Source organism: Diaphorobacter sp. JS3050, from assembly GCF_013154915.1.
Lineage (GTDB): Bacteria > Pseudomonadota > Gammaproteobacteria > Burkholderiales > Burkholderiaceae_C > Diaphorobacter > Diaphorobacter nitroreducens.
Genome location: NZ_CP053553.1, coordinates 371,068 through 391,462 on the forward strand (window position 1 = coordinate 371,068; position 20,395 = coordinate 391,462).

20 protein-coding genes are annotated in these 20,395 nt (G+C 68.0%); 10 read left to right on the plus strand and 10 right to left on the minus strand.

Features of this window, described 5'->3' with window-relative positions:
* The 5 genes from HND92_RS01770 (at window position 1) to HND92_RS01790 (ending at window position 4,830) form a co-directional block, all read left to right on the plus strand.
* Complete coding sequence (locus HND92_RS01770) at window positions 1-444, plus strand: thioesterase family protein (protein WP_172205570.1); 444 nt, start codon at window positions 1-3, stop codon at window positions 442-444.
* Entirely contained in the window at window positions 441-1,754 is a 1,314-nt protein-coding gene (locus tag HND92_RS01775) for a class I SAM-dependent RNA methyltransferase (RefSeq protein ID WP_172205572.1), read from the plus strand. Before HND92_RS01770 ends, HND92_RS01775 begins: the two co-directional genes overlap by 4 nt.
* The gene (locus HND92_RS01780) at window positions 1,744-2,229 is read left to right on the plus strand and encodes a putative toxin-antitoxin system toxin component, PIN family (RefSeq protein ID WP_172205574.1); all 486 of its coding nucleotides are present in this window, start codon (window positions 1,744-1,746) and stop codon (window positions 2,227-2,229) included. The genes HND92_RS01775 and HND92_RS01780 overlap by 11 nt, the downstream gene beginning before the upstream one ends.
* Window positions 2,217-3,518 (plus strand): UDP-N-acetylglucosamine 1-carboxyvinyltransferase, encoded by a 1,302-nt coding sequence (locus tag HND92_RS01785; protein WP_172205576.1) that lies wholly within the window; start codon window positions 2,217-2,219, stop codon window positions 3,516-3,518. The genes HND92_RS01780 and HND92_RS01785 overlap by 13 nt, the downstream gene beginning before the upstream one ends.
* A gap of 481 nt (window positions 3,519-3,999) precedes the next feature.
* Window positions 4,000-4,830: a YecA family protein gene (locus HND92_RS01790; RefSeq protein WP_135149295.1), complete on the plus strand. Its 831-nt coding sequence runs from the start codon at window positions 4,000-4,002 to the stop codon at window positions 4,828-4,830.
* Between the two features lie 230 nt (window positions 4,831-5,060).
* Here the strand turns inward: HND92_RS01790 and HND92_RS01795 are convergent, their stop codons facing one another.
* The 7 genes from HND92_RS01795 to apaG all read right to left on the minus strand — a co-directional run bounded on the left by HND92_RS01795 (window position 5,061) and on the right by apaG (window position 12,137).
* Entirely contained in the window at window positions 5,061-5,600 is a 540-nt protein-coding gene (locus HND92_RS01795) for a CinA family protein (RefSeq protein WP_172209122.1), read from the minus strand.
* Between the two features lie 5 nt (window positions 5,601-5,605).
* Window positions 5,606-6,136 (minus strand): phosphatidylglycerophosphatase A, encoded by a 531-nt coding sequence (locus HND92_RS01800; protein WP_011803818.1) that lies wholly within the window; start codon window positions 6,134-6,136, stop codon window positions 5,606-5,608.
* 63 nt (window positions 6,137-6,199) lie between these two features.
* Complete coding sequence (gene thiL, locus HND92_RS01805; RefSeq protein ID WP_172205578.1) at window positions 6,200-7,174, minus strand: thiamine-phosphate kinase; 975 nt, start codon at window positions 7,172-7,174, stop codon at window positions 6,200-6,202.
* Window positions 7,175-7,189: 15 nt separating this feature from the next.
* The gene (locus tag HND92_RS01810) at window positions 7,190-8,314 is read right to left on the minus strand and encodes a YbdK family carboxylate-amine ligase (protein WP_012655413.1); all 1,125 of its coding nucleotides are present in this window, start codon (window positions 8,312-8,314) and stop codon (window positions 7,190-7,192) included.
* Window positions 8,304-9,569 (minus strand): cation:proton antiporter, encoded by a 1,266-nt coding sequence (locus HND92_RS01815; protein WP_011803821.1) that lies wholly within the window; start codon window positions 9,567-9,569, stop codon window positions 8,304-8,306. Before HND92_RS01815 ends, HND92_RS01810 begins: the two co-directional genes overlap by 11 nt.
* Window positions 9,570-9,750: 181 nt before the next feature.
* A complete protein-coding gene (locus HND92_RS01820) occupies window positions 9,751-11,733 on the minus strand; it encodes a site-specific recombinase (protein WP_172205580.1) in 1,983 nt (660 codons plus the stop codon).
* The gene (apaG, locus tag HND92_RS01825; RefSeq protein ID WP_172205582.1) at window positions 11,730-12,137 is read right to left on the minus strand and encodes a Co2+/Mg2+ efflux protein ApaG; all 408 of its coding nucleotides are present in this window, start codon (window positions 12,135-12,137) and stop codon (window positions 11,730-11,732) included. The genes HND92_RS01820 and apaG overlap by 4 nt, the downstream gene beginning before the upstream one ends.
* 111 nt (window positions 12,138-12,248) lie before the next feature.
* Here apaG and rpe point away from each other — a divergent pair, with 111 nt between their 5' ends.
* Window positions 12,249-12,929, plus strand: coding sequence for a ribulose-phosphate 3-epimerase (gene rpe, locus HND92_RS01830; RefSeq protein WP_172205584.1), 681 nt, complete (start codon window positions 12,249-12,251; stop codon window positions 12,927-12,929).
* 40 nt (window positions 12,930-12,969) lie between these two features.
* On the opposite strand, the gene HND92_RS01835 is transcribed toward rpe, so the two are convergent.
* Window positions 12,970-13,335 (minus strand): hypothetical protein, encoded by a 366-nt coding sequence (locus tag HND92_RS01835; RefSeq protein WP_011803825.1) that lies wholly within the window; start codon window positions 13,333-13,335, stop codon window positions 12,970-12,972.
* Window positions 13,336-13,502: 167 nt separating this feature from the next.
* Here HND92_RS01835 and gph point away from each other — a divergent pair, with 167 nt between their 5' ends.
* Both gph and HND92_RS01845 read left to right on the plus strand, forming a co-directional pair.
* Window positions 13,503-14,288, plus strand: a complete 786-nt coding sequence (gph, locus tag HND92_RS01840; RefSeq protein ID WP_011803826.1) for a phosphoglycolate phosphatase — start codon at window positions 13,503-13,505, stop codon at window positions 14,286-14,288.
* Window positions 14,289-14,568: 280 nt separating this feature from the next.
* The gene (locus HND92_RS01845; RefSeq protein WP_005801445.1) at window positions 14,569-15,648 is read left to right on the plus strand and encodes an IS630 family transposase; all 1,080 of its coding nucleotides are present in this window, start codon (window positions 14,569-14,571) and stop codon (window positions 15,646-15,648) included.
* A gap of 81 nt (window positions 15,649-15,729) precedes the next feature.
* Here the strand turns inward: HND92_RS01845 and HND92_RS01850 are convergent, their stop codons facing one another.
* On the minus strand, window positions 15,730-17,472 hold the full coding sequence (locus tag HND92_RS01850) for a methyl-accepting chemotaxis protein (protein WP_172205586.1): 1,743 nt from the start codon (window positions 17,470-17,472) through the stop codon (window positions 15,730-15,732).
* A gap of 121 nt (window positions 17,473-17,593) precedes the next feature.
* On the minus strand, window positions 17,594-18,196 hold the full coding sequence (locus HND92_RS01855) for a chalcone isomerase family protein (protein WP_011803828.1): 603 nt from the start codon (window positions 18,194-18,196) through the stop codon (window positions 17,594-17,596).
* Window positions 18,197-18,552: 356 nt separating this feature from the next.
* Here HND92_RS01855 and trpE point away from each other — a divergent pair, with 356 nt between their 5' ends.
* Both trpE and HND92_RS01865 read left to right on the plus strand, forming a co-directional pair.
* Entirely contained in the window at window positions 18,553-20,052 is a 1,500-nt protein-coding gene (gene trpE, locus HND92_RS01860) for an anthranilate synthase component I (protein WP_012655421.1), read from the plus strand.
* Window positions 20,049-20,393 carry a chorismate mutase gene (locus tag HND92_RS01865; protein ID WP_011803830.1) on the plus strand — a complete coding sequence of 115 codons (345 nt, stop codon included), beginning with the start codon at window positions 20,049-20,051 and terminating at the stop codon, window positions 20,391-20,393. Before trpE ends, HND92_RS01865 begins: the two co-directional genes overlap by 4 nt.
* Window positions 20,394-20,395 lie beyond the last annotated feature (2 nt).

The following is a 20,395-nucleotide window of genomic DNA, read 5'->3' on the forward strand; positions in this document are numbered from 1 at the left end:
ATGGCACGCGTCGTCTTTGACCTTCCCCCGCACTTCGGCTTCAGTACCGAGCTGCAGATCTACATCAGCCATGTCAACCAGGGCGGGCACCTGGACAACGCGCAGTTGCTCAGCCTCGTGTCCGAGGCGCGTGTGCGTTTCTTCAAGTCGCTGGGCTACCCCGAGGCCGACGTGGCGGGCCTGTCCACCGTGGTGGGCGACATCGTGGCGCAGTACAAGTCCGAGGCGTTCCACGGCGAGACGCTGCGCGTGGAGATGACGCCGCAGGATTTCAACCTCTACGGCTTCGACCTCGTCTTCCGGATGACCGAGAAGAGCCAGGGGCGCGAGATCGCGCGCGGCAAGACCGGCATCGTCTTCATCGACCGGGCGGCCCGCAAGCCCGCACCCATTCCTGAATCCGTGCTCCAGCCATTGCTGCAGCGCGCAGCACAGCCGCAATGAACCAGCTTCAACTCTTTTTGCCCTGCGCCGCTGGCGTGGAGGGCTATCTGGCCGACGAGGTGCACAGCCTCACGGGGCTGGCCGGGCAGGACCTGCTCGTGGGCCGCGCGGGCGTGCTGCTGCGCGCCTCCTGGCGCGATGCGCTGCGCCTGAACCTGCACAGCCGCCTGGCGCAACGCGTGCTGGTGCAACTGGCCGAGCGGCCCTACCGCAACGAGGACGATATCTATGCCGCCGCGGCCGACGTGGCCTGGGAGATCTGGTTCACCCCGCGCCAGAGCTTCAAGGTGGAGGTGACGGCGCGGCACAGCCCGCTCAAGAGCCTGAACTTCGCCGCGCTGCGCGTGAAGGATGCCGTGGCCGACCGCTTCCGCGCCAAGGCCGGCGTGCGTCCCGACGTGCAGACGCAGTGGCCCGACGTGCGCGTGCACCTGCACCTGACCAGCGACCGCGCCCAGATCTACATCGACACCTCGGGCGAGCCGCTGTTCAAACGCGGCTGGCGCGAGGACAAGGGCGACGCGCCGCTCAAGGAAACGCTGGCCGCGGCGATGATCGCCGCCACCGGCTGGGACCCGCATGGCGAGCAGCCGCTGCCGCTGTACGACCCCTGCTGCGGCAGCGGCACCGTGGTCATCGAGGCCGCGCAGATCGCCTGCCGCATCGCGCCGGGCCTGCAGCGGCGCTTTGCCTTCGAGAAGCTATTGCCGCACCAGGCCCATGTCTGGTCTGCTATCAAGGATGAAGCGGCCAGCGCCGTTACCGCGGCTTCGGTGCCGATTTTTGGCAGCGACGTGTCGCACCGCATGGTGGACTTTGCCCAGCGCAATGCCGTGCGCGCCGGCGTGGCCGACGCGGTGCAGCTGCGCGGCGGCGACGCGCTGCAGCGCATGCCGCCCAGTGAACAACCCGGGGTGATGCTGCTGAATCCGCCGTATGGCGAGCGCATCGCCGCGGCCGGCACGGCGGGGCGCAATGCGCGTGAGCGCATGTCCACGGTCGAGCGCATGGGCCGCGAGACGGCGCAGACCGAGGACGGCGTGGACTTCTTCGCGCAGTTGGCCGCGCACTGGAAGAAGCACTACGCCGGCTGGCAGGCCTGGATGCTCACGCCCGACCTCAAGCTGCCCGGCAAGATGCGCCTGAAGGAGTCGCGCCGCGTGCCGCTGTGGAACGGCCCCATCGAATGCCGCCTGTTCCGCTTCGACCTCGTGGCGGGCGCCGTGCGGGATCGGCCGCGCGCCGGCCACACGGGGGAGGGCGGCGCGGCCAACGGTGCGCCGGCCGGCGGAGCCTCGGATGCGTCCTGAGCTGCGCCTGCCCGCCGTGGCGCCGGCGGGCGAGAGCGTGCGTGCCGTGGTGCTGGACACCAACATCGTGCTCGACCTGTTCATCTTCGCCGACGCGGCCGTGGCCACCGTGCGTGCGCTGCTGCAGGCCCAGCGCCTGGACTGGATTGCCACGCAGCACATGCGGGACGAGCTGGAGCGCGTGCTGCAGTACACCCACCTGCAGCCGCGCATGGCGTATTACGGCGTGGGCGCGGATGACGTACTGACGGCGTTCGACGCGGGCGTGCGCCTGGTCGAGGTGGCGCCGCGCGCGCCCTGGGCCTGCAAGGACGCGGACGACCAGAAGTTCATCGACCTGGCGGTCGCGCACCGCGCCATCATCGTGTCCAAGGACAAGGCTGTGCTTTGCATGCGCAAACGGCTGTTGACGCAGGACACGCATGCGGTGGCAGCTATTGTTTTTGAAGAGATTTGCGAACCATGTCCAACCTGATCGTGCATGGCGGCACGCCGCTGCGTGGCCGCGTCACCCCCTCGGCCAACAAGAACGCGGTATTGCCCGTGCTGTGCGCCACGCTGCTCACGCGCGCGCCGCTGCGCCTGGTGGGCGTGCCCGACATCACCGACGTGCGCAAGATCCTGGAGATCTTCCGCACCCTGGGCAGCGAGGTGCGCTGGGACCATGCCAGCGCCACGCTGGAACTGCACCACCAGGCCACGCACTTCGACGCCGCCACGCACCGCCTGCCCGAGGAGATGCGCTCGTCCATCATGCTGGTGCCGCCGCTGCTGGCGCGCTTCGGCGTGGCGCGGCTGGAGGACAACGTGAAGGGCTGCACCCTGGGCGTGCGCGAGATCGACCCGCATGTGGAGGTCTTTCGCAGCTTCGGCGGCCAGGTGGAGCGGGCCGAGGGTTCGTTGCTGGTGCGCCGCGTGGGCATGCTCACGCCGGTGCACCACTGGCTGGACTATGCCTCGGTGACCACCACCGAGAACTTCGTGCTGTGCGCCGTGGCCGCGCAGGGCACCTCCACGCTGACCAACGCGGCGTCCGAGCCGCACGTGCAGGAGTTCTGCCGCTTCATGCAAATGCTGGGTGCGCAGATCGAGGGCGTGGGCACCTCGCGGCTTACGGTGCATGGCGGCGGCGAGCTGGGGGGCGGTGAATTCCGCTTTGCCGAGGACTTTCACGAGATCACCACCTTCCTGGCGCTGGGGGCCATCACCGGCGGCGACGTGGTGGTGAAGAACAGCGCACCGGAGAACTTCCCGCTGATCGACCGCACGTTTGCCAAGTTTGGCGTGCGCGTGGAGCACCGGGACGGCTGGTCGCGCGCCTTCGTGGACGGGCCGCTCACGGTGCAGACGCCCTTCACCCCCAACGTGCTGACCAAGGTGGAGGCAGCACCCTGGCCCTATTTCCCGGTGGACCTGCTGCCGATCTTCATCGCGCTGGGCGTGCGCGCGCAGGGCAACGCCATGTTCTGGAACAAGGTGTACGACGGCGCTTTAGGCTGGACGGGCGAGCTGTCCAAGTTTGGCGCGCATGTGTACCAGTCCGACCCGCACCGCATCGTCACCTTCGGTGGCGGGCAACTCGCGCCGGCGGTGGTGGAGAGCCCCTACATCATCCGCGTGGCGATCGCGCTGTTCATGGTGGCGGCCAGCATCCCGGGGCGCTCGGAGATCCGCAACGCCACGCCCATCCGCCGCGCGCACCCGCACTTCGTGGAGAACCTGCGCAGCCTGGGGGCCCGGGTGGAGTGGACGGCAGAGGAGTAGCCGCGCCCTGATCGCCCCAGCCTTCGCTGCGCTGCAGCACAAAAGTGGATTGTGGTTTATACTTACGCCTAAGGGTTAACACCTAGTGGTTAACCCGGTGTTGGTCGGCGTATGAGATGCGCGCCGTTCCGCACCGGATGAGCATCTCAGTCAGGAAACCACACCATGCGCGAAGCCGTCCGTCTGATCCTCGAGTTCATCCAAGAAGCCCGCGAGGCCCATCTGGAAATCGCCAGCCAATAAGGCTGGGTGGGCCGCCCAGACGGCCCTTTGGTACCGACCGCTGCGCCCCATTGCCTTGGCATGGGGCGTTTCTGTTTTTAGGCCAAATCAAGCTCTAGCGATTGTGTGATAAGCGCGAACAGCTATTAATACAATAGCTGATGCGCGGCCTGCGGCGTTACACTGCGCGCCTCAGGCCTCCTGGGGCCCCGTTTCTCCTCCTCCTTAGCCCGCGGGTCCAAGCCCCGCCCGATTCCGCATGAACGCCACCTCCGATACCCCCGCATCCGCCGCCGTCCCCGCCCTGGGGCCGGATGAACTGGACGAACTCGACAGCCTGCTGGACGACCTGCGCACGCGTGAGGAAGATGTGCCGCAGTGGGAGTTCTGCGACGGCTTCCTGACGGCGCTGGTCTGCACGCGCCGCCCCGTGCCCGCGGCGGAATGGCTGCCCATGCTGCTGGGCGACGGCCTGGAGCTGGACGTGGCCGAAGGCGAGCCCCTGCCGCTGGTGCCCACGTTCAAGGACCTGGCGCAGCAGGAGCGCTTTCTTGCCTTGTGGGAGCTGCGCCGCGCCGAAGTGCAGGCGCAACTGGACGAGCAGGCCGAATCGCTGGACGCCGACAACGCCTTCCAGCCCGAGGTGATCGACATGCGCGGCGCCATCGCCAGCCTGCCCGAGGAGGAGCGCGCCGAGATGGCGGGGCAGGAGATTCCTTCCTTCGGCCAGGTCTGGGCGCTGGGCTTCATGTTCGCCGTGGAGAACTGGCCCGAGGACTGGGCCACCCCGCGCGACAAGGAAGCCGCCCAGTGGCTGGACGGCGCGCTCGAATCCATCGTCGCCCTCACCGAGGACGACACCGGCAAGCCCGAGATCTGCATGTACGCCGAGGACGGCCCACCCAGCACCAGCCAGGAGCGGCTGGAGGTCTTTGGCGAGGCCATCTGGGGCGTGTACGACCTGCGCCAGCTCTGGCGCAGCCTGGGTCCGCGCCAGGAAACCATCGTCAAGGGCGAGCAGCCCGGCCGCAACGACCCCTGCCCCTGCGGCAGCGGCAAGAAGTACAAGAAGTGCTGCGGCGCGGCTTGACGCGGCTGTGGCCAGGTGTGGCTCGCCTGGCGCGGCCTTGCCTGGTGTAGCTGGCCTGGCGCGGCCCGGCCTGGCGCGGCTCGGCCTGGCGCGGCTCGGTCTGACGCGGCCCGGCCTGACGCGGCCCGGTTCGACTCGCCGGCATTGAGTGGGCGGCACGCAGCCGGTGGCCCGGTATTGCGCTCTGGGCCTGCCCAGGTGCTACGGCGCCGCCAGGCCCAGTGGGACCGTCAGGAGCGCGAAGGGGCGGGCAACTGGGCCAGCAACTGCGCCAGCCGCCCCAGCGCGTGGCGCACCGTGGCGGCGCGCACGGCGGCGCGGTCTCCGCCAAAGCGCCGCAGTTCCGAATGGGTGGCGCCCGCCACGCACCAGCCGAACCACACCGTGCCCACCGGCTTGTCCGGGCTGCCGCCCGTGGGGCCGGCCACGCCCGTCACGGCCACGCTGACCTGCGCGGCGCTGTGGCGCACGGCGCCCTCGGCCATGGCGCGGGCCACGGGCTCGCTCACGGCGCCGTGGGCCGTGATGAGATCGGCGGGCACGCCCAGCAGCGCGGTCTTGGCGGCGTTGGAATAGCTGACGAAGCCGCGCTCGAACCATTGGCTCGACCCCGACAGGTCGGTGCAGGCGGCGGCGATCAGGCCGCCGGTGCAGCTCTCGGCCGTGGCCAGCATCCAGCCGCGTGCGAGCAGCGTGGTGGCGATATGAATCAAATTGGCCGCCAGCGCTTGTCCATCAAGCGCTGGCAGCTCTATTTTTGATAGTTCCATGGCATTCACCCGAACCAGTGGCGCCACAGCGCGATCACCAGCAGCGTGCAGAACGCGGCCACCAGGTCGTCCAGCATGATCCCCAGGCCGCCGCGCCAGCCGAAGCCCTTGAACAACCGGTCGGCCCAGGCCACGGGGCCGGGTTTGGCGGCATCGAAATAACGGAACAGCGCAAAGGCGGCGAGCTGGCCCCAGAAGCCCATGGGCATGGCCAGCCACAGCACGATCCAGATCGCGACGATCTCATCCCACACGATGTGGCCGGGGTCTGCCACGCGCATGTGGCGTGCGGTGACGGTGCAGGCCCACCAGCCCAGCAGCAGCGACAGCGCGATCAGCAGCCCCATGCCGCGCGGCGTGAGCCACAGTTGCAGCACCAGGAACGCCAGCCACCCCCACAGCGTGCCCACCGTGCCCGGTGCCACACGCGACAGTCCGCTGCCAAAGCCCAGCGCGATGCAGTGCGCGGGGTGCACGAACAGAAAGCGGCGCAGGGCGTGGGGCGGCAGCGGGGTGGGGGGCGGCGTATCGGGCATGGGCGGCAAGGATGCAAGGGCCGGCCGATGCTACCAGCGGCGCCGGCCCGGTAGCGGGAGCGGTCAGGCGAAGTGGTCGAACGAGGCGAAGTGCTGCGCCACGGGCTGCCCCTGGCCGTCCACCACACGCAGGCCGGGCGCGGGCTCGACGCGGCCGATGCGCGTGGCGCGCGTACCGCTGGCCTGCGCGGCGGCCTGCACGGCGGCCTGCTGTGCGGGAGGGGCGGTGAAGACCAGTTCGTAGTCGTCGCCGCCGGCCAGCGCGCATTGCATCAGCGTTTGTGCGTCAAAATCGGCTGCAGCGCCCGCCTGCTGGGCGCTAGCAGCTAGTAAATTGGTAGCGACGGTGGCGTCCACGCAGGCGCCCACGCCCGAGGCCTTCAGGATGTGACCCAGGTCGCCCAGCAGGCCATCGCTCACGTCGATGGCGCTGCTGGCCACGCCGCGCAGCGCCAGACCCAGCGCCACGCGCGGTGTGGGCTGCTCCAGCCGTGGGCGCAGCTGCTGCAGGGCGGTGGGCGGCAGCGCCAGGCGGCCGCGCAGCGCATCCAGCGCCAGGCGCGCCTCGCCGGGCGTGCCGCTCACGTAGATGTCGTCGCCCACCCGCGCACCGCTGCGCAGCAGGGCCTGGCCCGTGGGCACTTCGCCGAACACGGTGACGCAGAGGTTCAGCGGCCCCTGCGTGGTGTCGCCACCGACCAGCTCGCACTGGTGCGCGTCGGCCAGCCGCAGCAGGCCGTCCGCAAACGCCTGCAGCCAGGGCGCATCCACGCGCGGCAACGCCAGCGCCAGCGTGAAGGCCAGCGGCCTGGCGCCGCAGGCGGCCAGGTCCGACAGGTTCACCGCCAGCGCCTTGTGGCCCAGGTGCGCGGGGTCCACGTCGGCAAAGAAATGGCGGCCCTCGACCAGCATGTCGCTGGACACGGCCAGCTGCATGCCGGGCGTGACCGACAGCAGCGCGCAGTCGTCGCCCACGCCCAGCGCCGCACGGCGCACCGGGCGCGTGAAATAGCGCGCAATCAGGTCGAACTCACCCATGGGCGGCTGCCGCGTTCAGATGTCGTGCCCGCGAAAGCGCAGCGCGGCCTGGCGGCTGACCTCGGCCAGCAACTGCTCTTCGCGCTGGCGCTCGCGCAGCCAGCGGGCGTCGTTCTGGCCCAGCGCGGTCTCACCGCGCAGCATGTGCAGCGCGCCCGATGCGCCATGCGTGCCGGCGTAGCGCGCCACGTGGTCCAGCGTCTGCAGGATGTGGTCGCGCAGCGGCATGTGGTCGCCGCTGGCAGGGTCCACGTACACCGCGTCCAGTCCGAAGCGGCAGGCCTGGAAGCGGTTGTAGGTGTAGACGAGGTAGTCGTCCTCGGTGGGGGTGAAGGGCTGCTCCGCCAGGAACCACGCGGCCAGCGACTGCACGTAGCCGGCCAGCGCCGCGGCGCGCTCGATGGTGAGCGGCGTGTCGAACACGCGGATCTCGATGGTGCCGTACTCGGGCTTGGGGCGGATGTCCCAGTAAAAGTCCTTCATGCTCTTGACCACGCCGGTGCGCGTCATCTTGTTGAAGTACTGCTCGAACTCGCTCCAGGTGAGTACGCAGGGCGCGCGGCCCGACAGCGGGAACGCGAACACCGAGTTGAGGCGCGCGGAGTCGAACTGCGTGTCCTGCGCCTGCACGTACGGGCTGGAGGCCGACAGCGCGATGAAGTGCGGGATGTAGCGGCTCATGCGGTGCAGCATGAGCAGGGCGGAGTCGGCGTCGGGGCAGCCGATGTGCACGTGCTGTCCGAAGATGGTGAACTGCTTGGACAGGTAGCCGTACAGCTGCGACAGCTCCTGAAAGCGCGGCTTGTCGTAGATGCGCCGCTCGTGCCATTGCTGGAAGGGGTGCGTGCCGCCGCCGACCACGGCGATGTTGAGCTTGTCCGCGCTCTTGACCAGCGCGTCGCGGATCTGCGTGAGCTGGCCCAGCACCTCGGAGCTGCTGTGGCACACGCCGGTGGAGATCTCGATCATGCTGTTGGTCATCTCGGGCACCACGCTGCCGGGCAGCGGCACCTTCTTCATGAGGCGCAGCATGTCCTCGGCGTAGGGCGCGAGGTCGTAGTCGTTGGTGCTCACGAGCTGCAGTTCCAGCTCGACGCCCAGCGTCAGGGGCTCGGAATGGTGGAAGGCTTCAAGACTCACGTTGGGTGTCTCCGGTGTTGCTGCCGCGGCTGCTCAGGGGCGCCCAGGGCTTGGAGCTTTCGCCCGCGCGGTAGATGGCCACGGTGGCGATCACTGCGCCCAGCACTTCCATCACCAGGATGGCCGGCAGGGCGATGCGCGCGATCAGGTGGCCCGTGGAGGCCGAGGCCACCACGAACTGCGAGGCCACCAGCAATGCGATGGCCGACATCGGCGCCATGGCGCAGCTCAGCCACAGGGCCTGGCGCCAGCTGGCGCCACTGCCCACGTTGCCCACGCCCACGCCCAGCGCCTTGGCCAGCAGGCGCACGAAGATCAGCGCCAGCACGGCGCCGACCACCGGGCCGCTCCAGTCGGCCTGCGCGGCGACGGTGGAGACGAGCACGAACATCAGCATCGTCAGCAGCGAAGAGGCGGTGCCCATCTGCCGCGGCCAGGCCCAGGGGCGCGGGTGCAGCTGCTTGAGCAGCATGCCGCCCAGCAGCGCGGCCAGCGGGGCCGAGCCGCCCATGTGCGCGGTGACGGCGGTGCTGGCGGCGATCAGGGCCATCAGCAGCATGGAGGTGTTCTCGCTCGTCGGGCTCATCACGCGCAACGCCAGGCGCAGGATGAGCGACAGCAGCGCACCCACGGCCACAGAAACGCCCAGCACCACCAGCGCGGGATACAGCGTGCCCACCAGGCCCACGCCGGGGCGGTTGATGAGCTCGGCCTGCGCGCTGCCCAGCGCCAGCGCATACAGGGACGACAGCGTTGCGAGCACCACGGCACGGTCGGTCACGGGGCCGGCGGCGCGCGTGTCGGACACCACGCGCGTCAGAACCGCCGGTGATGCCGCCATCGCGACCAGGGCCAGCGGGCCGGCGGCGCGCTCGGGTACGTCGAACCACAGCATCGTCCAGTACACCGCGAAATAGGTGAAGGCGGACTCCGCGATGCTCTGCACCAGCACCATGGGGTTATGGCGGAACCAGCGCAGCGGAATGCGACCGCCCGCCTCGAACAGCACCACGGCCACGCCCAGCTCCACCAGGAACAGGCCAATGCCCTGCAGCGGCCACACGGCGCCGCCAAAGCCCAGCAGGCCCACGATGGTGCCCACGAGCGTGTAACCCACGACCTTGGGCAGGCCGCTGTAGCGTTGCACCAGATAGCCCGTGATGGAGGCCACGGCCAGCAGCAGCGACCACTGCACCGTGGGCAACCCCGCCGATGGGCGCAGCCACTGCGCCCAAAAGCTCATCAGCTCATTCATTGTTGTAGATCCTCTGTCTCGTGCGGGCAGGCCCGCTGGATGCCGGGGCGCAGCCTGCCCCAAGGGCGCGCGCTGCAGCTGCGTGGAACGTGACTACGTTCCCAGGCTGTTAACTGAATGTATCTGCAGCGGTCGCGTTGCTTCTGTAGGACGGCGCGCAGCCTGCGGTGGGCGCACCTTATCAGACGGTGCGGCGCGGGGGCAGGAAAAAGCCCAGCGGCGCGCTGCGCCAGCGCGCCAGCAGCGCGCGGTAGATGCGCGCGCGGTCCACGCTGCCCACGTTGTGCGCACGCAATGCCAGGCGGAACGCCAGGTAGAAGCTGACGAGGACGTTGAGCGCACCGTTGAAGGGCACCATGGCCACGGCCCACCAGAAAGCCGGCTGGTGCAGCACGTCCATGCCCAATGTGGCGCTGGCCACGCCGATCTGCCCGGTGGACAGCGTAACGTGGCGCACATCCAGGCCCAGCCCGAAGAACGCGGCAAAGGCCGGCGTCAGCCCCAGCATGAAGCCGAGCGAAATGTTGGCCGCAAAGCCCGAGATGTTGCCCCGCAGAAAGCGCGCCCAGCGGGCGGCGCGTGCAGCACCCAGCATGTGCGTGATGCGCGGGTTGTACTGGATGGCCGAGTCCAGCCGGCGCAATACGAACCAGTTCTCCACCCAGCCCGCGAAAATGCTGGACGCGAACAGCAGCACGCCGGTGAAGGCCGCGAACAGCAGCGAGGGGCCCAGCAGGTGCAGCGACTGCAGCACGTGTTCCGCCTGGGCCGTGCCGATGGCCGGCTGCCCGAGCATCTGCGCGATGAGCAGCGCCAGGGCCAGCGCCCCGGGGAACACCAACAGCACGTTGCCCAGCACGGCGGCCACCTGCGAGCGCACGAGATGCGCGACCTCGTCCACGAAGGATTCCAGCCCCTGCGCCTCGTCCAGGTCCTTGAGCTTGGCGGCCATGGCGGGTGCCGTCATGGCGGGCTGCTTGGTGGCCACCGTGAAGTGCAGCAGCTGGATCAGCACGAAGCTGACGGCGTAGTTCACGCCCGCCATGAAGCCGCCCCAGAACGCGGACAGCGCCAGCGCGTACAGCCCGAACTTGGCCAGCGTGGTGAAGGCCATCACCAGCCCGCCACCCGCCGCCTTGCGCACCATGGCCAGGTATTCGCCCGCCGTGCGGGTGATGTAGTGCTCGCCCGTCTCGGCGCTGCGCTCGGCGACCTTGGCCGCCAGCATGGACGAGTTGGACGCCACCAGCGCACGCAGGCTGCGCCGCTCGCGCCCCACGGTCACCAGGCGCGCAAGGAACTTGGCCGCCGCCACGGCGGGGCGGGGCGACAGCAGGCATTCCAGCAGCTCGCGCACGCGCAGGATGCGCTCGCGCAGCTGGCGCAGGCGAAACACCAGGCCCACGGAGATGCCGTTGTCCTCGAAGTGCGCATACACCGTGTTGGTGGCGGCGCGGCAGGCGTCCAGGCGCTCGCGCAGGCGCTGCACGGCTTCCTGTAGGCGGTCGCCGGTGCGCAGCGGGTGCTCCACCTCCACGCGCAGGCTCTCCACATCGCGGATCAGCGCATGAAAGGGCTGGGCCTCGCGCGCCTCTTCGCTCATGCGCAGACGCAGCTCGGGCGCAAAGCCGGTGGACAGGATCTGCCCGGCGCAGTAGGTGATGGCGTCCAGCAGCGCGCGCTGCCAATGGCTGGCGCCGCCCTGCTCGCTGGCGGGCACCAGCACGGCCAGCAGGCGGCCCAGCAGGGTTTCGTCCAGCGACGCCAGCCAGCGCGCGTCGAAATCGCCAGGCAGCGCCAGCATGAACAACTCCGACGCATCCAGCGTTTCGGGGCTGGAGGGCAGCAGTTTGTAGCGCACGCGCTCGGCCAGCTCGCTGGCCATGGAGGTGCGCTGGGCAAAGCCGAAGTCCGCCAGCAGCGTGGTGATGTCCACCTGCTGCGTGAGCGCTGCCCACCAGGCCTGCAGCCGCACCTGGATGTCGGGCGAGCGTTCCGCCGCTTCGACCAGCAGGGCCACGCGGCCTGCGGCGCCCTCTGTGGACTGGCCGTCGCCGCGCACCCAATCCAGCACGGCGATGAGTTGCAGGTGCCGCTGTGCCAGCGGTGCGGTCGGGTCGATCCCGGCGAGCAGCTGCGCCAGGTCAGGGCCGCTGCGGCTCAATGCAGCACCCTTGCCGCCATGGGCTGGCCCGGTTGGCCGGGCGAGAAGGCCTCCAGCACGAACAGCTCGATCGGACAGGTGAACGGCTCACCATCCTCGGCCACGCAGAAATAGCTGCCGTGCATGCTGCCGCTGGCGGTGCGCAGGCGGCAGCCGCTGGTGTACTGAAATGCCTCGCCGGGCTTGAGCAGCGGTTGTTGGCCCACCACGCCCAGGCCCTTGACCTGCTCGGTGTGGCCATTGGCGTCGGAGATGATCCAGTGGCGTGAAATCAGCTGCGCGGTCACGTCGCCCGTGTTGGTGATCGTGATGGTGTAGGCAAAGCTGTATACGCCTTCGTCGGGCGCGGACTGGTCGGGAAGGTACTGCGGCTGCACCTGCACCTGGAACTGGTATTTCGGCATCGTGCAATGGTAGCGGCGATGGTGAGTCCCGTGCCGCACAAGGACCCGCTCCGGCTGTGCCCGGCATGCGACCGTCGCGCTGCAGCGGCGTCAACTGCGACAATCGCGGCCATGAGCCGCACCTACCGCATCGCCCCTTCTATCCTGTCCGCCGACTTTGCCCGCCTGGGTGAGGAAGTGCGCAACGTCATCGCCGCCGGCGCCGACTGGATCCACTTTGACGTGATGGACAACCACTATGTGCCCAACCTCACCTTCGGCCCCATGGTGTGCCAGGCCCTCAAGCCCCATGCCGTGACGCCCGCAGGGCACGCCGTACCGATCGACGTGCACTTGATGGTGCAGCCCGTGGACGAACTGGCCACGGCGTTTGCCAAGGCGGGGGCGGACCTCATCAGCTTCCACCCCGATGCCTCGGCGCACGTGCACCGCAGCATTCAGAACATCCGCGCGCAGGGCTGCAAGGCGGGCCTGACCTTCAACCCCGCCATGCCGCTTGACGTGCTGGACTGGGTGATCGAGGACATCGACCTGATCCTGTTGATGAGCGTGAACCCCGGCTTTGGCGGACAGAGCTTCATCGAGAGCACGCTGCGCAAGATCGAAGCGGCCCGCAGGCGCATCGAGGCCTCGGGCAAGGACATCCGCCTGGAGGTGGACGGTGGCATCAAGGCCGACAACATCCGCCGGGTGGCGGATGCGGGCGCGGACACGTTCGTTGCAGGCAGCGCCATCTTCGGCAAGAGCGACTACAAGGCGGTGATCGACGCCATGCGCGCCGAACTGGCGTGAGGCGCCGCCGCGCGGCTTGATCGCAATCCGCTGAAAAAGCCTATTGCACCGGCGTGGTGGCTTCGCGCAGCACGCCACCGCCTTCCACCGAGCCCGACACCGTGGCGCTGCTGCGCACGCGCGCCTCGCAATCGGACCGGTCCTGTGGGGTCTTGAAGGCCTCGCAGCGGGCCAGCGCGTTGCGCTCATAGATGCTGGTGTCGCTGCTGGACAGCTGGCCCGTGCGCGCGGCCTGGGCGGCCGCCCCTGCCTCGCGTACGCAGGCGGCGCGGCTTTCCGCGGGCACGGACGCGCAGGCGGCACGGTCGCTGCTGTACTGGCTGCGCACTTCGTTGGCAGCCTGCGCCGCGCCGGCGCACAGCAGCAATGCGGCGGGAAGCAGGGCGGTGAATCGATGCAATGCCATGGGATGACCTCCTGAAGGGCGATGGTTTTGACGGTTCCAACAATGGCTGTCCAGCGTAGGGCGCCACCCGGGGGGGCGTCTGTCCGCATGCGGCGCCGTGGTGTGTCGGACGGGTCGGACAGCGCATACACTGCCCGCGCTCAATGCATGACTGACAAGGACAAGGGATGGAACGGGTGCAACAAGACCTCGCCGCGCTGCTCGCGCGCACCGACGCCGCGATCGTGGACCTCGACGGCACCATGGTGGATACGTTGGGCGATTTTGCCGAGGCGCTCAATCGCATGCTGCGCGACCTGCAGCTGCCCGCCATCGCGCCGGGGGCGATCGAGCGCATGGTCGGCAAGGGGTCGGAGCATCTCCTGCGTTCAGTGTTAAAACACGTTCTAGCGCCCGACCAGCAAGCGCTGACAGCTATGCAATTGGAAGCAAAGGCCGAGGCCTTGTATCCCCAGGCGTGGGAGCGCTACCAGCACCATTACCTGGCCATCAACGGCCAGTATGCGGCGCTGTACGCCGGCGTGGCCGAAGGGCTTGCGGCGCTGCACCGCACCGGTCGGCCGCTGGTGTGCCTGACCAACAAGCCCACCGACTTCGCCCGGCCTCTGCTGCGCGCCAAAGGGCTGGACGGCTTCTTCACCCACGTGTTCGGCGGCGATGCGTTCGCGCGCAAGAAGCCCGACCCGCTGCCACTGCTCAAGGCCTGCGAGGCGGTGGGAACCTCGCCCGCGCGCACGCTGATGATCGGCGACTCCAGCAACGATGCCCAGGCCGCGCGTGCGGCGGGCTGCCCCGTGGTGCTGGTGACGTACGGCTACAACCACGGCCAGCCCGTGCGCGGCGTGGACGCGGACGGCTACGTGGATGCGCTCACCGAGCTGATCGCTAGGGCCTGTTCACACTATTTTTGCCAGTGCGAATGGCGTGAAAACCGCGCCAATCTAGGCGCGTGACGACGCCAAGGCCGGGGCCTTGGCTAGGAGGGCAACGACGAATGGCGCGGTTTTCACTCCGTTCCCTCCGGGTTGCGATCGAAAAGGGCCATTCGCGGCGTTGCCAAGCCTCGCTGGGGTAGCACCCCAGCTTCGTTTGGCGCCTTGCGCCTGGCCCTTTTTGATCGCAACGCATCTGGCAAAAATAGTGTGAACAGGCCCTAGTGTGGTGTCTCAAAAATAGATAGAACTATTTTGACCGGTGTTGGTCGAATCAGCTTCCTTATAGGAGACTACGCTGATGGCCCACCCTGGACGCCCCGCCACGAAGCTGCAGATCACCGATGCCGAGCGCGCAGAGCTGCATGCGCGACTGCGCGTACGCAAAGCGCCCGAGGACGAGAAGCTGCGCATGCGAATCGTGCTGGGCTGCGCAGATGGGGAGTCGGGCACCATGATTGCCCAACGCTTGGGCACGACGGTGCAAACTGTCTCCAAGTGGCGGCGGCGCTACCGGGCGTATCGTCTGGCGGGTTTGACCGATGCCCCGCGCGCTGGCCGCCCGCGCAGTGTGGGCGACGAGCAGGTTCAGCTCATTGTGGACAAGGTTCGCCAGAGCAAGCCTGACAACGCCACGCACTGGAGCGTGCGCCAGATGAGTCGGCACGCTGGCGTATCGCCCGCGACGGTGCAGCGCATCTGGCATGCCTTTGGGCTGAAGCCGCACCTGCAAGAAACCTTCAAGCTATCGACGGATCCCCATTTCGTGGACAAGGTACGGGATGTGGTGGGGCTGTATATGGCACCACCCGATCGCGCCTTGGTGCTGTGCGTGGACGAGAAGAGCCAGATCCAGGCTCTGGATCGCACCCAACCAGGGTTACCACTGACGTTTGGCAAACCCAGCACGCGCACGCACGATTACAAGCGCCATGGCACAACGTCGCTGTTTGCAGCGCTGGATGTGGCCACTGGCAAAGTCATAGGACAGCTCAAGCGCCGTCACCGCAGTGTGGAATTCCTGCAGTTCCTCAAAGCCATCGATGCAGCGGTGCCTGGCGAACAAGACATCCACCTGATCATGGACAACTACGGCACGCACAAGACGCAGGCAGTGCGGGCCTGGCTAGCAGCCCATCCTCGCTACCACGTTCACTTCACGCCCACCTCAGCGTCCTGGCTCAATCTGGTCGAGCGTTTCTTTAGCCAGATCAGCGAGCAGTGGATCAAGCGCAGCGCCCACACCAGCGTTGCTCAGCTGGAGCAATCCATACGGGAATACATTGATCGTCACAACGAGGATCCCAAGCCGTTCGTGTGGCATAAAAGTGCGGACACCATCTTGGCATCTGTGGCGCGGGCAGCGAGTACCATTATTTGATGATTACTTTTGAGACACCACACTAGCTGAATTCCTCCGGCCGCATGCGCGCCATGGGCGCCGCGCGGGGCGCCCGGGTCCTCAGAAGCTCTCCCATTCGTCGTTGTCGGCAGTCGTGCGGGCCGCCTGCGCGGGTTGAGGGCGCGCTGCTGCCGGACGTGCCAAGGCGGCCGCCGGCGGCGTGGCGGGCCGGGCAGGGGCGGCGGGTGTCGCGGAGGTGGCGGGTACGGGAGTCGGCACGGCGGTGGCATGCACGGGCGCCATGCGCGGCAGGGCGGAGGCGTTCTGCGCCAGCTTGAACACGGCGACGGCCTCGACGAGCTCGCGGGCCTGGCCGCTGAGGCTGCTGGCGGCGGCGGCCATCTCCTCGACCAGCGCGGCGTTCTGCTGCGTGGCCTGGTCCATCTGGGTGATGGCCTCGCCCACCTGGGCCACGCCCGCGCTTTGTTCGCTGCTGGCGGCGCTGATCTCTCCCATGATGTCGGTCACGCGGCGAATGGCGGTGACCACCTCGGTCATGGTGGCACCGGCCTTGTCCACCAGCTGCGAGCCCTGCTCCACGCGCTCCACGCTGGCGGTGATGAGCTGCTTGATCTCCTTGGCGGCCTCGGCCGAGCGCTGCGCCAGCGCGCGCACCTCGCCGGCCACCACGGCAAACCCGCGGCCTTGCTCACCGGCACGCGCGGCCTCCACGGCGGCATTCAGCGCCAGGATGTTGGTCTGGAAGGCGATGCCATCGATCACCCCGATGATGTCGGCGATCTTGCGGCTGGACTCATTGATGCCGCGCATGGTGTCCACCACCTCGGAGACCACCTCGCCGCCCTGCACGGCGACGGTGCTGGCATTCATGGCGAGTTGGTTGGCCTGGCGGGCGTTGTCGGCGTTCTGGCGCACGGTGGCGCCCAACTGCTCCATGGAGGCGGCCGTTTCTTCCAGGGCGCTGGCCTGGCTCTCGGTGCGGCCGGACAGGTCGTGGTTGCCCTGCGAGATCTCCGCGCTGGCCGACGCGACGCTCTCCGCATTGGCGCGCACGCCGGCCACTACGCGAGCGAGGTTGCCCTGCATGTGGCCCAGTGCCTTCAGCAGCGCCGCGGCTTCGTCGCGGCCGTGGGCCTGGATGGACTGGGTGAGGTCGCCCTCGGCGATCAAGCCTGCGCCGCGCACGGCCAACTGCAAGGGCCCGGTCACGGAGCGGCTCAACAAGATCGCGGCGCCCGCGCCCACCAGCAGCGCCACTGCGGTCACGACCATCAGGATGGCGCGACTGCGCGTGGCCTGCTTGGCAGCGTTGTCGCGGGTGCTTTCGTAGAGCGCGCGCTGGCGCTGTTCCATGGCAACGATGGACTGTAGGTAAGCGTCGGCCAGCGGCTTGAGTTGACTGTCGAGCAACTCACCCACACTCTCGCCGGCAGCCTTGCGCTTGAGCAATTCAGCCCGCGGGCCGCGATAGGCTTCGCGCGTCTTCGCAATGTCGGCGAGCAGGCGGCGCCCTTCGTCGGTGGTCACCAGCCGCTCCACCACCTCCTGCGCCTTGGATGCTTCTTCGGAGGTCTTGGCAATCTCGCTTTGCCAGCTCGAGAGATGGGAGGTGTCCGCATCCAGGATGGCGGCGCGCGTGCGCACCCAGTTCAGGTCAATCGCCTGCCGCCATGTGCTGGCGGCGCGCAGCCGTTCGTTGTCCGTGCTGGTGAGCTGATGGGTGACGCTTGCCAACTCCTGCAAACGCCATATGCCTACCGCCGCGATGACCACGGTGATGAGCAGAACCAAGCCGAAGGACAAGGCCAGGCGCGTGCCGACCTTGAGGTTGCTGAGATGCATAGAGGCCCCTTGCTGCGAAATTGCAATAAAGTGTATCACCAAGGTGAGATGGCTGAAAACGCCATCAAGGGGGCAATGGCATGCTTTCTCTGCGCATCGTCACTGCGTGGGTCGATGGGCTTTATTCCTTGCCCAGCAGGGCGTCCTTGAGCTTCCAGTCGGCCGGCTGGCTGCCGAGCCAGATACCCAGCAATGCGTTGAAGAATTCGGGCTCCTTGAACGGTTCGCCCTGCGGGACGCCCTTCACCGTCACCTGCGTGCCCGTGCCGGGCAGCCAGTCCACGACGAACTGTTCGCCCGCCATGAGCTTCTTGTGCTCCGAAAAGATCTGGCTCATGCGCAGCACGCCCGGAATCAGCTTGGAAAAGGCGGCCTTGTCCATGTTGTCTTCCATACCGCGCGAAAACAGCTTGCCGAGTTCGGTGGAGTCGATGTCGCGCAGCATGGTCACGCTGATGCGCTTGGGGCCGCGCAGCGCGTAGACCTCGGCAGGCGTGGACGCCTTCTTCTCCAGGTACAGGCCTGCGGCATACACCTTGAACACGGCCTTGTAGCGCACACCGGCGCCATTGAGTTGCAGCTTGCTGCCGCCCAGGTCGAGGGTGGGCTCGAACTTGACGCCGGCTGCGGTCGTCGGCTCCGTCGATGCGGGAGCCGGAAGCGCCAGGCACAGGGGAAGGGCCAGAGCACCCCACTGCAGGGTGCGACGACGGGTGAAGGGCATTGCGCAACTCCAAAAAAGAACGCTCGTTCGTTTCTAAATGTTGCGCCATCGAGGGGCGGTCGGCAATAGGGTTTTCGCGTGGATGCGCTGCAGCATCCACCGCGCAGGTGACAAAGTGCTTTGCTACACTGCGGGTCCATGTTCATTCACCACACGTTCATCACAGGTTGCAGCGACCGGGGAGCCTGGCCCTGGCGCAAGCCTGCGTCGTTGAACCCCTGACTGCACCTGGGCGCCTCCCCAGCGTGCGCCCGTGGTCCCACAGGTGCTGTCCTGCACGGGGCCGACTCCTCTGAATGATCCTGCGGCGCACTGGCGCAGCCAGCGACCGCGCCGCACGAGCTGGGAATCTTCTTGTGATCACTGAACTGGAATTCAAAAGCCTGGCCAGCGAAGGCTACAACCGCATCCCGCTGATGGCGGAAGCCTTTGCGGACCTGGAAACCCCTCTCTCCCTGTACCTCAAGCTGGCCCATGGCAAGGGCGACGGCAAGCACAGCTTTTTGCTGGAGTCGGTCGTCGGCGGCGAGCGCTTCGGGCGCTACAGCTTCATCGGCCTGCCTGCGCGCACCTTGCTGCGGTCCAGCGGCTTCGGCGATGCGGCGCGCACCGAGGTGGTGACCGACGGCCAAGTGGTGGAGACGCACCCGGGCAACCCGCTGGACTTCATTGCCGCCTACCAAAAGCGCTTCAAGGTGGCGCTGCGCCCGGGGCTGCCACGCTTTTGTGGCGGGCTGGCGGGCTACTTCGGCTACGACGCGGTGCGTTATATCGAGAAAAAGCTAGAGGCCACCTGCCCGCCCGACACGCTGGGCTGCCCCGACATCCTGCTGCTGCAGTGTGAGGAACTGGCGGTCATCGACAACCTCTCGGGCAAGCTGTATCTCATCGTCTACGCCGACCCGGCCCAGCCCGAGGCCTATGCCAAGGGCAAGAAGCGCCTGCGGGAGCTGAAGGACCAGCTCAAGTATTCCGTGAGCGCGCCCGTGGTGCGGCCCACCGAGAGCCACACCGCACAGCGCAGCTTTGCCAAGGCCGACTACTTGGCAGCCGTGGAGCGCGCCAAGGAGCTCATCGCCGCGGGCGACTTCATGCAGGTGCAGGTGGGCCAGCGCATCCACAAGCGCTACACCGAATCGCCGCTGTCGCTGTACCGCGCGCTGCGCTCGCTGAACCCGTCGCCGTACATGTACTACTACAACTTCGGCGATTTCCAGGTGGTGGGCTCCAGCCCCGAGATTCTGGTGCGCCAGGAGAGCACGCCCGAGGGGCAGAAGGTCACCATCCGCCCGCTGGCCGGCACGCGCCCGCGCGGCGCCACGCCAGAGGCCGACAAGGCCACCGAAGTGGAGCTGGTGAACGACCCCAAGGAACGCGCCGAGCACGTGATGCTGATCGACCTGGCGCGCAACGACATCGGCCGCATCGCCAAGACCGGCACCGTGAAGGTGACCGAGGCCTTCGCGGTGGAGCGCTACAGCCACGTGATGCACATCGTGAGCAACGTGGAGGGCATCCTCAACGACGGCATGACCAGCATGGACGTGCTCAAGGCCACCTTCCCGGCCGGCACGCTCACCGGCGCGCCCAAGGTGCACGCCATGGAACTGATCGACCAGTTGGAGCCCAGCAAGCGGGGCCTTTATGGCGGCGCCTGCGGCTACCTGAGCTATGCGGGCGACATGGATGTGGCCATCGCCATCCGCACCGGCATCGTCAAGGACGGCACGCTCTACGTGCAGGCGGCGGCCGGCGTGGTGGCCGACTCGGTGCCCGAGCTCGAATGGAAGGAAACGGAACACAAGGCGCGCGCCCTGCTGCGTGCGGCCGAATTGGTGGAGGAGGGGCTGGAATGACCACCCGTGCAATCGACAAGACCCAGCCCTGCGCCAGCATGGCCGAGGTGCGCGCGCGCATCGACGCGCTGGACGACATCCTGGTGCCGCTGCTCGTGGAGCGCGGCGGCTACATGACCCAGGCTGCCCTCAACAAGCCGCGCGAAGACCAGGTGCGCGACGAAGCGCGCATCGAGGCCATCGTGCAGCGCGTGCGTGCGCGTGCGGCGGCCGAGGGCGGCGAGCCCGACGTGATCGAGGCCATCTACCGCAGCATGATGGAGGCCTACATCGCCTACGAACACCGTGAATTCGCGCGCCTGTGCGCAGAGGGCCGCAAGGGCCAGGAGGTGACGCCATGACG